This window comes from Microbispora sp. CSR-4 (genome assembly GCF_008033685.1).
GTDB lineage: Bacteria > Actinomycetota > Actinomycetes > Streptosporangiales > Streptosporangiaceae > Microbispora.
The window spans coordinates 1-12,304 of record NZ_VJVX01000072.1 but is presented as its reverse complement, the minus strand read 5'-3'; the positions used below and the strand labels follow the sequence as shown (position 1 = coordinate 12,304).

Genomic DNA, 12,304 nt, shown 5'->3' with positions numbered 1-12,304 from the left:
GATGTCGATGACCAACCGTCCGCTGCGCAGCCAGGAGTGGTTCGGCGCGGAAGGGCGCAACGGGTTCATCCATCGATCGTGGATGCGCAACCAGGGGTTCGCCGACGACGTTTTCGACGGCCGCCCCGTGATCGGCATCGCCACCACATGGTCGGAGTTGACGCCGTGCAACGCCCATTTGCGCGACCTTGCCGAGTCGGTGAAGCGCGGGGTGTGGGAGAGCGGAGCCCTGCCGCTCGAGTTCCCGGCGATGAGCCTGGGAGAGCCGGTGATGCGGCCGACGACCATGCTCTACCGCAACCTGCTGGCCATGGAGGCGGAGGAGCTCATCCGGGCCAACCCGCTCGACGGCGTGGTGCTGCTGTCCGGCTGTGACAAGACCACACCCGGGCTGCTCATGGGCGCGGCCAGCGTCGACCTGCCCACTTTGATGGTCACCGGTGGCCCGATGCTCAACGGCAAGTTCCGCGGCCGGGACATCGGGTCGGGCACCGACGTGTGGCGTTTCACCGAGGAGATGCGGGCCGGCCGGATGACCGCGGCCGACTGCGCCGAGGCGGAGATCTGCATGTCCCGCAGCCGCGGGCACTGCATGACCATGGGGACCGCCTCCACGATGGCCTGTGTGGCCGAGGCGCTGGGCGTCCAGCTGCCGGGGTCCGCGGCCCTTCCGGCGGTCGACTCCCGGCGGTACGCGCTCGCGCAGGCCGCCGGGCGCCGGATCGTCGCCATGGTGCAGGAGGACCAGCGGCTGTCCACCGTGCTCACCCGCGAGGCCTTCGAGAACGCCATCCGGGTCAACGCCGCGATCGGCGGGTCCACCAACGCCGTGGTGCACCTGCTCGCGATCGCCGGGCGCCTCGGCGTCCCCCTGTCGCTGGAGGACTTCGACACGCTCACCGCCGAGGTGCCCATGCTGGTCAACCTCATGCCGTCCGGCACCTACCTGATGGAGGACTTCGCGTACGCGGGCGGACTCCCGGCGCTGATGAAGGAGATCGCCTCCCTGCTGCACCTGGATCACGTCACCGTCAGCGGAAAGAGCGTGGCCGACAACATCAGCGGCGCCGAGTGCTGGAACCGCGACGTCATCGGCACCATGGACAAGCCGTTCCAGGCCGCCGGCTCGGGCACCGTCGTGCTGCGCGGGTCGCTCGCGCCGTCCGGGGCCGTGCTGAAGGTCTCCGCCGCATCTGCCCATCTGCTCCAGCACACCGGACCGGCGCTCGTGTTCGACCGGATCGAGGACTACGTCGCCGCGGCCGACGACCCGGACCTGGACGTCACCGCCGACACGGTCATCGTGGTGCAGAACGCCGGGCCGCGCGGCTACCCCGGCTTCCCCGAGGTGGGCAACATGCCCATGCCGCGGCGGCTGCTCCAGGAGGGGATCACCGACATGGTCCGGATCTCCGACGCCCGCATGAGCGGCACGGGGTACGGCACCTGCGTCCTGCACGTGGCCCCCGAGGCGTCCGTGGGCGGTCCCCTCGCACTCGTCCGTACCGGCGACCTGGTCCGGGTGGACGTCCCGTCGCGGAGCCTGGACCTGCTGGTCGACGAGGCGGAGCTCGAACGCCGCCGCGCCGCCTGGCAGCCCCCGCAGCCGCCCGCCACCCGGGGCTGGGTACGGCTGTACAGCGAGCACGTGACGCAGGCCGACCAGGGCGCGGACCTCGACTTCCTCGTCGGCGGCAGCGGCAGCGCCCCGCCCCGTCACTCCCACTGACCGGCCACCACGGGTGACAAGTAGAGACGGCCGATGTCGAGGATCGGCACGCTTCATGGCGGCCAGACCTCGACACCGGCACGTCAGCCGGCGTGTGCTCCAGGTGGCGACGAGGGCCTGGAGTCCGGAGACCCTGATCGGCGATATGCGCGCCAGAGGCTCAGGGCGTAGGGCGCGTCGCGTGGTCCTCGACCGTCAGGCGGTCACCGGCCGAGCCGGTCAGATGGGACAGTGGGCACTATGAAGACCATTCTCAACGTCATCTGGCTGATCTTCGCCGGTCTGTGGCTCGCGTTAGGTTACGTCGCGGCGGGGATCCTCTGCTGCGTCCTCATCATCACCATCCCGTTCGGCATCGCGTCGTTCCGGATCGCCGGTTACGCGCTGTGGCCGTTCGGCCGGACCATCGCCGACAAGCCGTCGGCCGGCGCGTGGTCGACGATCGGCAACGTCATCTGGCTGATCGTCGCCGGGATCTGGCTGGCGATCGGGCACATCGTCACCGCGATCCCGCTGTTCGTCTCGATCATCGGCATCCCGCTGGGGATCGCGAACCTCAAAATGATCCCGATCTCGCTGATGCCGCTGGGCAAGGACATCGTCCCCGTGACCCGCGCTTAGGCGACCGTGACCCGCAGTTTGAGTTCGGATAGAGGCCTTACATTCGCGTTCCGGTGACGACTTGCCGGCAAAGGGCGCGTCACGAGGACGAAGACGCCGCGCGCTCCTCCCGCCCGCGCTTGACATGGCTGACTGACCGGGTGGTTTATGGATTTATGGGGCATTTGGTCGATGCCGATCATCAAACTGGGGATTGGTCCGGTTTTCGCGATCGTCGTGGCCGGGTTGGCGTGGCCGCGACGCGCTGGCCTCCGCCATCGATCAGCCCGAACCGTGGATACGCGCCTCGGCCGCCGAAGACCTCGGCGTCCTGCTGGCCACCATGTCCACTGCCAAGGCCGTCTCCACTGCCAAGGCCGTCGACGTCCTGGACCGGGCGCTCGACGGCCCGCGTACGGGCTCGGCTGCGGGCGCTCGGTGTGCGGCGCCGCCACTGGAACCAGCCCCAGCGGCCGACATCGGGATGGGAGAGCCTCACCGACACGGAACGCGCCGTCGCCGGCCTGATCGCCAGAGGCATGACCAATCGCCAGATCGCCCAGCGGATGTTCCTCTCCCCGCACACGGTGTCCACCCACCTCCGCCGGATGTTCGGCAAACTCGACATCGCATCCCGCACCGAGTTGGCCCGCATCGTCGCCGAAAAGTGCCCTGAGCTCGTCAAGGGTGGTTGAGCGCCGGCCGCCGTATCGGGCTATTGAGCAGGCACTCGACAGGAGCTGACGAATGCACTCTGAACCGCACGAAGGTGCTTCTCCCCGGGTTTGGAGGGAACGGCTGCGCCACGTCTACTGGATCGGCGGCGGGAGCGGAGCCGGAAAATCCACCATCGCCCGGCGCATCGCCGAGCGGTACGGAATGCGCCTGTACGACACCGACGCGGCCATGCCCGGCCACGCCCGCCGCATGCCCGTGGAACAGGCCCCCTACCTGGGCAGGTTCGCGGCCATGGACATGGACGAACGCTGGGTGGCCAGAAGCCCGCGCGAGATGCTCGACACCTTCCACTGGTTCCACGGCGAAGGATTCGAGCTGATCATCGAAGACCTTCTCGCCCTCCCCACCGACCGGCCGGTGCTCGCCGAAGGGTTCCGGCTGCTGCCCGGCCTCGTCCACCCCCTGCTCGCCGAAGCGGACCATGCCGTATGGCTGCTGCCGGCTCCCGATTTCCGCCAGGCGATGTTCGACAGCCGTGGCGGACCGGCATGGGGATTCCTCGCCAAGACCGGTGACCCGCAGCGGGCGCTGCAGAACCTGCTCCAGCGCGACGCACTGTTCACCGACCGGCTCGGCAAACAGACCAGTGACCTGGGCCTCAACGGGCTCAGGGTGGCTCCCGAGGACACCGAGGAAGATCTCGAACGGCGAGTCTCCGCGCTGTTCGGTCTTGAGACGTGAGCCTTCGACGCGGGGTTCAGCCGCCGAACGGGCGCGGGTGGCGCGATCGTGCCCCTGACGTACCCGCGGTCGGATGGGCGGTGACGTACGGACCCTGAGACGTGCGAGCGTGCCAACGGTTTCGGAGATCTCGCGTTCCACCGGAACAGAGACGAAACCGAGGTCCGATTTCGGCCTGCTCGCTGAACTGTTGACCATTAGCGCCCCGATCTGGCCGCCGTGGAGACGCGGGGGACCGCGCGCAGGATCTACGTGAGCGTCTGCGTGAGTTCATTACGGTGTTCGGTGTACACCACCTGGCCGCGAGCCCCGTTCACCAGAGGCATGTACGGCGGGACATGGCCACACTCGACATCAGCGATGATCGGTACGGCGAGGCCGCCGAGCGCATCGAGCACCGCCTCATGCTGGGTAAGCGAGTCGATGCCCGGAGCCCGGGTGCGGCCGACGAGCACGGCGTTCGCGTTGGTGAAGAATGCAGCCATCCGCATCCCGTGCAGGTTCCTGCAGATGGTCGCCGCGTCATCGGCGGACGCCTCGACGTAGACGAGCAGCCCTTCGGGGGCCGTGGTCGTTGCGAACGACGCGATGTCGCCGTACGGCGTACCGGTGAGGTTGCACAAGGTCTCGATGCACCCTCCGATCAGCCGGCCCTCGGCCCGCACCCCGTGCAGCGGCCGGCGCGCTGACATGTCCGGTGCCGTGCGGATCTCTTCCTCTGTCAGCGCGGTCTCGCGCGTGAGCCTTATCCGTAATCGCAGTAGTCGCCGCTGCCTCCGGTCAGGTTTCTCCCGAAGGCCACGTCGGTGTCACTGGAATACGCGCGGGTCATCGGTGGGAGGGGGTATTCGCGGACCCGCTCGTCCAGGGCGGCCAGACGCGCGTTGTCGCGCCACACCGGAATCATCGCCAGGATGAGCAATCCGGCGATCGGCACCAAGATCGCCGCTAGGCATCCGGTCCAGCATCCCCACCACGGCCGATTCATGATCGCACCATAGGACGGGCGTGCCCTCGCTTCTACCGTTCGATCACCCCGCCTGGTGGCCGAACGGCGCATCGAGTTCGTGAAGGTCGGTCAGCATGTCCGCATCTCCGAGCCGGCAGTGATCGCCTTCGTCGTCGCGATGGAATGACTGGTGATCTACTCTTTCCGGCCAGGGAAACAGGGGTGCAGGTCTGGGATGGCGAGGGACCGTGAGTCTCCGCGATTCACCGCTGATCGCTGTCCGTTCTGGCACGCATCTGGCACGGACGCCGCCCGTACGGGCGCTGACCTGGGCTTGGGGCCGGTCACGAGTGACCGTGGTCGCCCCTTCCTTACTCTCCTTGATGGCCCGCTAATGGGTCCGGCGAACTGCCTGCGGGCTGGGCTCCGGTGAACCGCAGCATCCTTCCCGGGATTCCGGCGTGCTCACCTTGGCGTCGACGCACGGCAAGAGCTCGCGATCGTCTTGCTGGACGGTCCCGCGCCGTACAACTGCTGAATCAGCCGCACACGGTCGACCGCCGCGTTGTCATAGAGCCGCTGCCCGCTTTCACTACGCGTTGAGGCGAGCAACCCCTGCTCCTCGTAGTACCGGAGCGCCCGCACACTCACGCGTCATGCTCGCCAGGTCCCCGATCCGCGCGGTGATCCGCCTCACAATACTTGCCTCTGACGTCAACGTCAGGTTTTAGCGTAAGGTCATGCAGATCAACGGCTCAAAAGCCCTCGTGACCGGCGCCAATCGCGGGCTCGGCAAAGCGTTCGCCGAGGCTCTTGTCGCCCGCGGTGCCACCACGGTCTACGCCACCGCCCGCCGCCCCGACCACATCAACATCCCCGGCGTCGTGCCCCTCCGGCTGGACATCACCGATCCGGCGTCCATCGAGGCCGCGGCCACCGAGGTAGGCGAGCTCGACATCCTCATCAACAACGCGGGCATCTCCACAGAGGCCCCCTTGCTCGGGCCCTCCACGGAAAACGTCCGCCGCGAATTCGAAACGAACTTCTGGGGCACACTCAACGTCACCCGGGCCTTCGCCCCCAGACTCGCCGGCGGCGCGATCCTCAACGTCATCTCGGCGCTGAGCTGGTACGCCTTCGCCCCCGCCAGCAACGGCTACGCCGCCTCGAAAGCGGCGGAATGGTCCCTCACCAACGGCGTCAGACTCGAACTGGCCGACCAGAGAACCCAGGTCACCGCCTTGGCCCTGGCCATAGCCGACACCGACATGATGGCCGCCTACGACATACCCAAGCTCCCACCCCACGAGGTGGTCGCCATGGCCCTGGACGGTCTGGAAGCGGGCAAACTCGAAGTGATCGCCGACACTCCCACCGCCAACGTCAAGGCCTCCCTCTCGCGCGACCCCGCCCTCTTCTATGCCGACATCGCCGCCTCCCTCTTCGGCTGATACCTACCCTCTGAACTGCGGAAAGCTCTGGTGAGGTGACCGGCGCGTACGCCACTGCTCGGGGTCCGCGTTCCGGCACATCCAGCGCGGGCTTGAACGCCTTGTCGAGCGGTTCGCGCGCCCGGCCCGTGGTCTCGGGGGCCAGGTGCCGTACAGGTCGACGCGGGCTTCCAGACCCCCTTGTCGACGTGGTCGCGGCGGGGCAACGTGCCGCGAGGAGCGGACTCGGGCTCCCTCGTGCGATGAGGAAGCGCTACGTGAGGCTGTCGCTGATGAAGGCGAGGGTGAGCCCTTCCAACCTGCGGAGGTCGGAGCCGGGGAGGTCGCGTAGCGGGCCCTTTCCGGTGAGGACGGCCATCCCGTGGACTGCCGACCAGATGGGGTATTCGATGCCGTCGCGGCGCCCCGGGGTGAGTACGCCGGCGTCGACCAGTTCGTCCAGCACGGTACGCAGTTGGCCGAGAGGGCTGCGGTCCGGTTCGTCGTTGTCCGCGGCCCTGTAGGCGTGTTGCTGCGGCAGGGCGAACGCGGTTGCGAACAGGCCCGGTTCATCGTGAGCGAAGCGAAGGTAGGCCGCTCCGATCGCGCCGAGACGGCGGCGGGCCGCGATGGGGTCGCCGTGCTCGCCGGGCACGCGGGCGACGTCGGCGGCCATGCGGTCGCCCAACTCGCCCATGGCCGCGCCGCAGACCGCGGCGAGGAGCTCATCGCGGTCTGCGAAGTGGCGGTAAGCGGCGGTGGGGACGACGCCGACGGTCCGGGTCGCTTCGCGAAGCACCACGGCATCGGGGCCGCCGGTGCGGGCGAGTTCGAGCCCTGCGGCGATCAGGCCGTCGCGGACGGCGCCCCGGGGACGCCGTCGCCTTGCCGGGGGGTTTTCCGCTGCTGGTCCGCCCGTGCTCACCCGGCCACGATATCAATGTGGACGCCGTCCACTAATCAAGCTAAAGTGGACGGCGTCCACTAAATCTTGACGGAGGGCTGACGGACGCGGAGGCCGCCGCGATACCCGACGCACTCCCGGTCTTCCAGCACGTGGTCGCGGCAGGGCCATGACGATGAGACGACCACCCGACCCGAACGGACAACCCCATGACCAGGATGAGCTTGCTGCTTGAACGCAACGAGCAATTCGCTCGCGACCACGCCCCGGTGCCGCTCGGCCCACCGGCCGCCCAGATGCTTGTCGTCACCTGCCTCGACCATCGAGTCGACCCCGCGATCGTCCTTGGGCTTCGGCTCGGAGACGCTCCCGTAATCCGCAACGCAGGCGGACGCGTCACCCGGGCCGTGATCGACGACATCGCCTATCTCGCCTTCCTGGCCGAGAGGGTGTTCGGCGTCTCTGACAGGCTTTTCGAGGTGGCTGTTGTCCACCACACCCAATGTGGAACGGGCTTTCTGGCCGACCCGGCCTTCCTGCGTGACGCCGCTCTGGCGACTGGCGTATCCGAGGCGGCTTTGGGAGCCACCGAGGTCGCCGATCCACAGGCCACCGTGAGGACCGACGTCGCGCGACTTCTCGCGTCGCCTGTGCTCTCACCCAAAGTGAGCGTCTCCGGCCACGTTTACGACATCGGCACCGGACGAGTCACGACCGTTCTCGACGCCCGATATCCCCGGCCAGAGGACGCATGACGTCGTTGGCCGAGTTCCACACCTTCCGGCAGAGACTTCACCTCTGACGACTTCTGAGCCGCGCTCGCAGAGTATGCGGTATGGGACTTACCACCGGCTCCCCGCCGTCTGGCTAGTCGGCACGCTCCAACGACAAAGAGCTGCTCGCCGGGGCGATCTTGGCGACGGCGGCCGAGGACGAGCACACCATCGCGAGTAACCATGCCGAATTCCCGGAGCCGGTGACGAGGATCCCGCAGAACGGCCGGTGCTCACCGTGGCTCAGGTCTTCGACCTGGCGGACCGGGTCGCCGTCGTCCTGTCGGCAACGCTGGCAAGCGCAAGAGCGGGGCGTACCGGCTGAGGTTGCGGCGGCACGGCGAGATGCCGGCGCACCCTGAGATCTTCGCCACACGAGGCGAGGCGGAAGGGGCGCTATGGAAGATGGGCGCGGATAGGCGGCCCGGCTGCACCGACTGACCGACGCTTCCGCGCCCTGGTGCTGCTCGCCACCTTCGCGAGCCTGCGGTGGGGTGAGGTGAGCGCGCTACGACGTGCTGCCAAGGGCAGGGATCGTGTGATCGCTGACGATGGGCGAGATCGTCAGGCAAGGCCTCGGCGCGAAGGACGACGACAATGATCCGCCCCTCGTCAGCGGTCCCTGTGCCTGAGGTCTGTCGGTCGACTTGTCAACAAGCAACCACGGTAGGTTCTCACCGCTCCGGCCCAACGCGGCGCCAGGACGATGGCATCGTCCGGCCGAGGGGCTTGTAGTAGCTGAGCAGGATGGTCACGAGCAGCACCCCGGAAGCTCCCCCGGAGTCCACGACCAGCCCGTACGTGTCTGAGGGAACTCCTCCGGCCAGTGCCACACCGGCGGCCGCGGAGAGCGTGGGCACGAGAACGAACATGGCCAACAGCGTGCCGCCCGCGGTGAACACCAGCGAGATGAGCACCCACCAGTAGCGCAGCAGCCCCCACGGGGTGAGCAACCCCAAGGCGACGCCGGTGGAGAGGGCGAGCAGCGCCAGGGGCAGGACGAGGAACTCGCCGAGCATGTATCCGGCCGGATAGACGGTCAGCGGGTTCGACCCCTGCCACCCCGCGACGGCCAGAGCGAGTACGGCGGCGTCGGCGCCCAGCAGTCCCAGCGAGGCGACCACATGCACGATCCGCAGGGCCTTGCGCCAAGGTGGTGACAACCGGGTCCTGGGCCGGCCGTTAGGCTCACGCCTGCCTGCCGGCCGTTCTCCCGCCTGCTCTGGGAACCGGGGGTCGGCGGTGCTGTTCACTGGAGGTCCCTTCCTGGTCGGTTACGACGCGTGCTGTGGGTGGCGCCAGAAGGCGCACTGGTGACTGCTCATGAAGTTCACCGGATGCACATCTTGCGGACCGGACGCGAGCGAGAGGACCGTACCGCCGGAGTGGTAGGCCGCCCAGTGGGGTAGCCCCGGCAGGTTGGGATCGCCGGTCGCGGCGAAACGCGTCCAGTAAGCGATCATGTCGCGTGACAGCCTCTCCTGTGCGGGAGAGAGCGCCAGAGGCGGGTTAGGGCCCTCCATGAGGTACGGCAGCTCGGCCGCGTGCCCGGCTCCGAGCGGGAGGCCGACGATCTCCTGCCCCGAGTTCTCGGCGAACTCGAAGGCATAGACGGGCGCACGCCAGGCCGCCGCGTCGTCCGCCGGAAGCTGCGAGCAGGCGCCCAGTTTCGCGCCCCAGTCGGTCAGCACGGTGGCCAGTGCGAGGCTCGGTGTGGGGAAGCCGGCGACCGGATAACGATCGAGCACGGCGTCGGAGTCGTCCCCGAAGAGGTCGGCGAGTATCTCCGGATACTGCTGTGCCGTCACGGGTCGGCCCTGCGCGTCGAACTGCACCGCCACGAAAGGCCGCATCTCGTCATGGGTAGCCCCCTGGAGGAGGGGGACCGGCGCGGCCAGGCCGCGGCGCAACGCCTCCAGCGGCTGCGTCGGCAGCGCGGGCGTGCCCGCCGTGAAGATCCAGGGCATGTCACCGATGCGGCCGGTCGCGGTGAAGACCTGATCGGAGCCGATGGGGAGCAGGTCGGCCACGGGCTTGGCCCGCAGGCACGTCGCAGTCCGGGTGGCGCACCCGAGGTCGGCGGCGATCTTCGTGGCCCGCGCCCGCGCCGCCGCCCGGGTGACGAAGGCGTTGCCGCAGGGGCCGCTCTCCACGATCGCCTTGTGGAACAGGCCGCGCGATCCAGGCGCTGCCAGATGGGCGCACACGCTGAAACCGCCCGCCGACTGGCCGAAGATCGTCACGTTGGCGGGATCGCCGCCGAAGGCCGCGATGTTGCGCCGCACCCAGCGCAGTGCCGCCTGCTGGTCGGCGAGCGCGTAGTTGCCCTCGTACGGGTCGCTCATGGCCGGATGGTCCAGGTAGCCCAGGGCTCCCAGCCGGTAGTTGAGCGTCACCGTGACGACCTTCCCCTGGGTGGCCATCCGGCTCAGGTCGTACTCGTTGCCCGCGCCCGACACGAACCCGCCGCCGTGGACCCAGACCATGACGGGAAGCCGCTCGTCCGGCCGGGAGGCAGGCGTGGTGACGTTGAGGAACAGGCAGTCCTCATCGCCGAGCGGCTGCGGTGGCCGATCGGGGCCGCCTCCGTCGAGCTGGGGGCAGGGACTGCCAGGTTTGGTGGCGTCACGCACGCCTGCCCACGTCGGCGCGGGGCCCGGTGCCCGCCACCGCCGATCGCCGGTCGGCGGGGCCGCGTACGGGATCCCAGAGAACGTCCGGTGGTCGGAGCCGCGGAGACCGTGCACGGCGCCCTGGGCGGTTCGCACGAGGGCCGGATCCTGATCACCTGCCACCCGTGCGTGGGCCACGCCGCCCAGCGGAACCATCAGGACGGCGGCGAGGACAAGCAACAGCGGCTTTCTACGCATGCGGCCAGGCTTTCGGCTTTCGGGTTGTTCCGCGTCGTCTCGCCGGCGGTCCCGCGACTACGTCTTCTGTCGTATGCGAAACAGGGGACGGCTCCGAGAGCGCGCACGATCTTCCGCAGGGCCTTCCTGATCACCTGCATGCGCGGGGGGCCGGCGGCGAAGTCGCCCGCGTCGACCATCTGGAAGGCGCGGTCCGGGTCGCCGGGGGCCGGCACTTTGCCGCCCCGCGCCATCCGGTCCAGCCGCCACAGCAGGTGGCCCACGTTCTTGTAGGGGCCGACAAGCAGGCCGCAGTTGAGGATCAGCGAGCGGTCCGCGCCGAACCGCTCCAGCACCGCGCATTCGCACCTGGCCTTCAAGTGGTTGCCTGCGGGCTGGCCGGGCGGGGTGTCGGCAGGACAGGGGCACGTGAGGGCGTCCCCGTCGGGGCGTTCACCCCAGTCCGAGAACGCGTGGACGGAGGAGACGAACGTGTAGTGGCCGGCGCGCTCGCGTAGGAGCCCGGCGGAGAGCAGTACGTCGCTCGGCTGCTCCCCGGATGTGTCCACCAGCTCCGGCCCCTGGCCGGCCGTTCCAGGTCGGCAGAGGAGGTGCGGTCGCCCCGTACGGCTTCTGCACCTGGCTGGTCGGGCCCGCTGAGCCCCGGTTGAAGGTCGTCACCTCATGGCCGCAGCGCTTCGGAGACGTAGGCACGCCCGAGGAACGACGAACCGCCCAGCACGACAATCTTCATGCGGCCGGCCTCCCGCCGCACTCATGCACCGAGCACCTCCTTCGCTCTGAGCCGTACCGGTTTCATCGCCTTCGCGAGTTTGCGATGGGGAGAGGTGAGCGCGCTTCGTTCCCGCATCCCGCTGAGATGGGCTCCCGATCGCGCCGGTACCGCACCGGGCGTAGACGGGCCGCCGCCCATGGGACGATGTGCGCGCCCAAGGGCTGTGGAAACGATGGCCGGATGCTGCCCCACTCGTGCGGCCCTCGGCGACGTCTGGGGCCTCGCGTTGATGCACCTGGAGGCGTTGAACTCCGGCTCGCTCTTCGCCCGAGAAGGGTCTGAGCTCCCCCTGTAGCGTGGAGACCGAACCTGGAGAGAAAGTTCCTCGGGTGAACTGGCCGTCGGGCCACCCAAGTCCAAGACGGGACGGGACGGCGGACCATGGGCATCCCGCAAGCGATCGTCCCCGCGCTGCGTGAGCACCTGGCGACCTACGTCCAGGACGATCCGGGCGCGCTGCTCTTCCCTGGTGCCAAGGGCGGCCCGCTGCGGCGCAGTGGCTTCAACACCCGTACGCGGTGGGTGGACGTGGTCAAGGAGATGGGTCTCCCCGGTCTTCACTTCCATGATCTGCGTCACACCGGCAACATGCTCGCCGCCGAGTCGGGCGCGGGGCTCAAGGACCTCATGGCCCGGATGGGTCACGACAACGTCCGAGCCGCGATGATCTACCAGCACGCCATACGCGGTGCCGACAAGACGATCACGGACGCCATCGACCGGCACATCGGCGAGGCGGCGGGTGACCAGGACGAGCAGGGCCCAAGCGTTCTCGGCTGGTGAGATGGGCGCAGCCCTGGGACGGACGGGTAGTTGAGGGCGCCCCGGTGCGGAGATGACAAACGCGACCCCTCA

At 68.8% G+C, this 12,304-nt stretch carries 14 protein-coding genes; 7 read left to right on the top strand and 7 right to left on the bottom strand.

Going from position 1 to position 12,304, the window contains the following annotated elements:
* The first annotated feature begins 1 nt into the window (after position 1).
* The 4 genes from FLV34_RS35110 to FLV34_RS35095 all read left to right on the top strand — a co-directional run bounded on the left by FLV34_RS35110 (position 2) and on the right by FLV34_RS35095 (position 3,748).
* The gene (locus FLV34_RS35110; protein ID WP_187280812.1) at positions 2-1,729 is read left to right on the top strand and encodes an IlvD/Edd family dehydratase; all 1,728 of its coding nucleotides are present in this window, start codon (positions 2-4) and stop codon (positions 1,727-1,729) included.
* Between the two features lie 240 nt (positions 1,730-1,969).
* The gene (locus tag FLV34_RS35105) at positions 1,970-2,350 is read left to right on the top strand and encodes a YccF domain-containing protein (RefSeq protein WP_142652061.1); all 381 of its coding nucleotides are present in this window, start codon (positions 1,970-1,972) and stop codon (positions 2,348-2,350) included.
* A 155-nt stretch (positions 2,351-2,505) separates the two neighbouring features.
* The gene (locus tag FLV34_RS42890) at positions 2,506-3,024 is read left to right on the top strand and encodes a response regulator transcription factor (RefSeq protein WP_147945144.1); all 519 of its coding nucleotides are present in this window, start codon (positions 2,506-2,508) and stop codon (positions 3,022-3,024) included.
* A gap of 52 nt (positions 3,025-3,076) precedes the next feature.
* Entirely contained in the window at positions 3,077-3,748 is a 672-nt protein-coding gene (locus FLV34_RS35095; RefSeq protein WP_147945143.1) for a shikimate kinase, read from the top strand.
* A 248-nt stretch (positions 3,749-3,996) separates the two neighbouring features.
* On the opposite strand, the gene FLV34_RS35090 is transcribed toward FLV34_RS35095, so the two are convergent.
* The 3 genes from FLV34_RS35090 to FLV34_RS35075 form a co-directional block, all read right to left on the bottom strand.
* A complete protein-coding gene (locus tag FLV34_RS35090) occupies positions 3,997-4,440 on the bottom strand; it encodes a hypothetical protein (RefSeq protein ID WP_142652067.1) in 444 nt (147 codons plus the stop codon).
* Between the two features lie 53 nt (positions 4,441-4,493).
* Complete coding sequence (locus tag FLV34_RS35085) at positions 4,494-4,736, bottom strand: hypothetical protein (RefSeq protein WP_142652069.1); 243 nt, start codon at positions 4,734-4,736, stop codon at positions 4,494-4,496.
* A gap of 426 nt (positions 4,737-5,162) precedes the next feature.
* Entirely contained in the window at positions 5,163-5,342 is a 180-nt protein-coding gene (locus FLV34_RS35075; RefSeq protein WP_315985224.1) for a MerR family transcriptional regulator, read from the bottom strand.
* Between the two features lie 95 nt (positions 5,343-5,437).
* Between FLV34_RS35075 and FLV34_RS35070 the strand changes: the two genes are divergently transcribed.
* A complete protein-coding gene (locus FLV34_RS35070; protein ID WP_142652071.1) occupies positions 5,438-6,148 on the top strand; it encodes an SDR family oxidoreductase in 711 nt (236 codons plus the stop codon).
* A 253-nt stretch (positions 6,149-6,401) separates the two neighbouring features.
* Here the strand turns inward: FLV34_RS35070 and FLV34_RS35065 are convergent, their stop codons facing one another.
* Entirely contained in the window at positions 6,402-7,052 is a 651-nt protein-coding gene (locus FLV34_RS35065; protein ID WP_147945142.1) for a TetR/AcrR family transcriptional regulator, read from the bottom strand.
* Between the two features lie 197 nt (positions 7,053-7,249).
* On the opposite strand from FLV34_RS35065, the gene FLV34_RS35060 reads away from it, so the two are divergent.
* Positions 7,250-7,786, top strand: coding sequence for a carbonic anhydrase (locus FLV34_RS35060; RefSeq protein WP_205831187.1), 537 nt, complete (start codon positions 7,250-7,252; stop codon positions 7,784-7,786).
* A 692-nt stretch (positions 7,787-8,478) separates the two neighbouring features.
* On the opposite strand, the gene FLV34_RS35055 is transcribed toward FLV34_RS35060, so the two are convergent.
* From FLV34_RS35055 to FLV34_RS35045, 3 genes are all read right to left on the bottom strand, one after another.
* Complete coding sequence (locus FLV34_RS35055; RefSeq protein WP_142652077.1) at positions 8,479-8,967, bottom strand: hypothetical protein; 489 nt, start codon at positions 8,965-8,967, stop codon at positions 8,479-8,481.
* 111 nt (positions 8,968-9,078) lie between these two features.
* Entirely contained in the window at positions 9,079-10,632 is a 1,554-nt protein-coding gene (locus tag FLV34_RS35050; RefSeq protein ID WP_240972181.1) for a carboxylesterase/lipase family protein, read from the bottom strand.
* Positions 10,632-11,222 (bottom strand): hypothetical protein, encoded by a 591-nt coding sequence (locus FLV34_RS35045; protein ID WP_147945141.1) that lies wholly within the window; start codon positions 11,220-11,222, stop codon positions 10,632-10,634. Before FLV34_RS35045 ends, FLV34_RS35050 begins: the two co-directional genes overlap by 1 nt.
* Positions 11,223-11,830: 608 nt before the next feature.
* Here FLV34_RS35045 and FLV34_RS35040 point away from each other — a divergent pair.
* A complete protein-coding gene (locus FLV34_RS35040) occupies positions 11,831-12,232 on the top strand; it encodes a tyrosine-type recombinase/integrase (RefSeq protein WP_147945140.1) in 402 nt (133 codons plus the stop codon).
* Positions 12,233-12,304 lie beyond the last annotated feature (72 nt).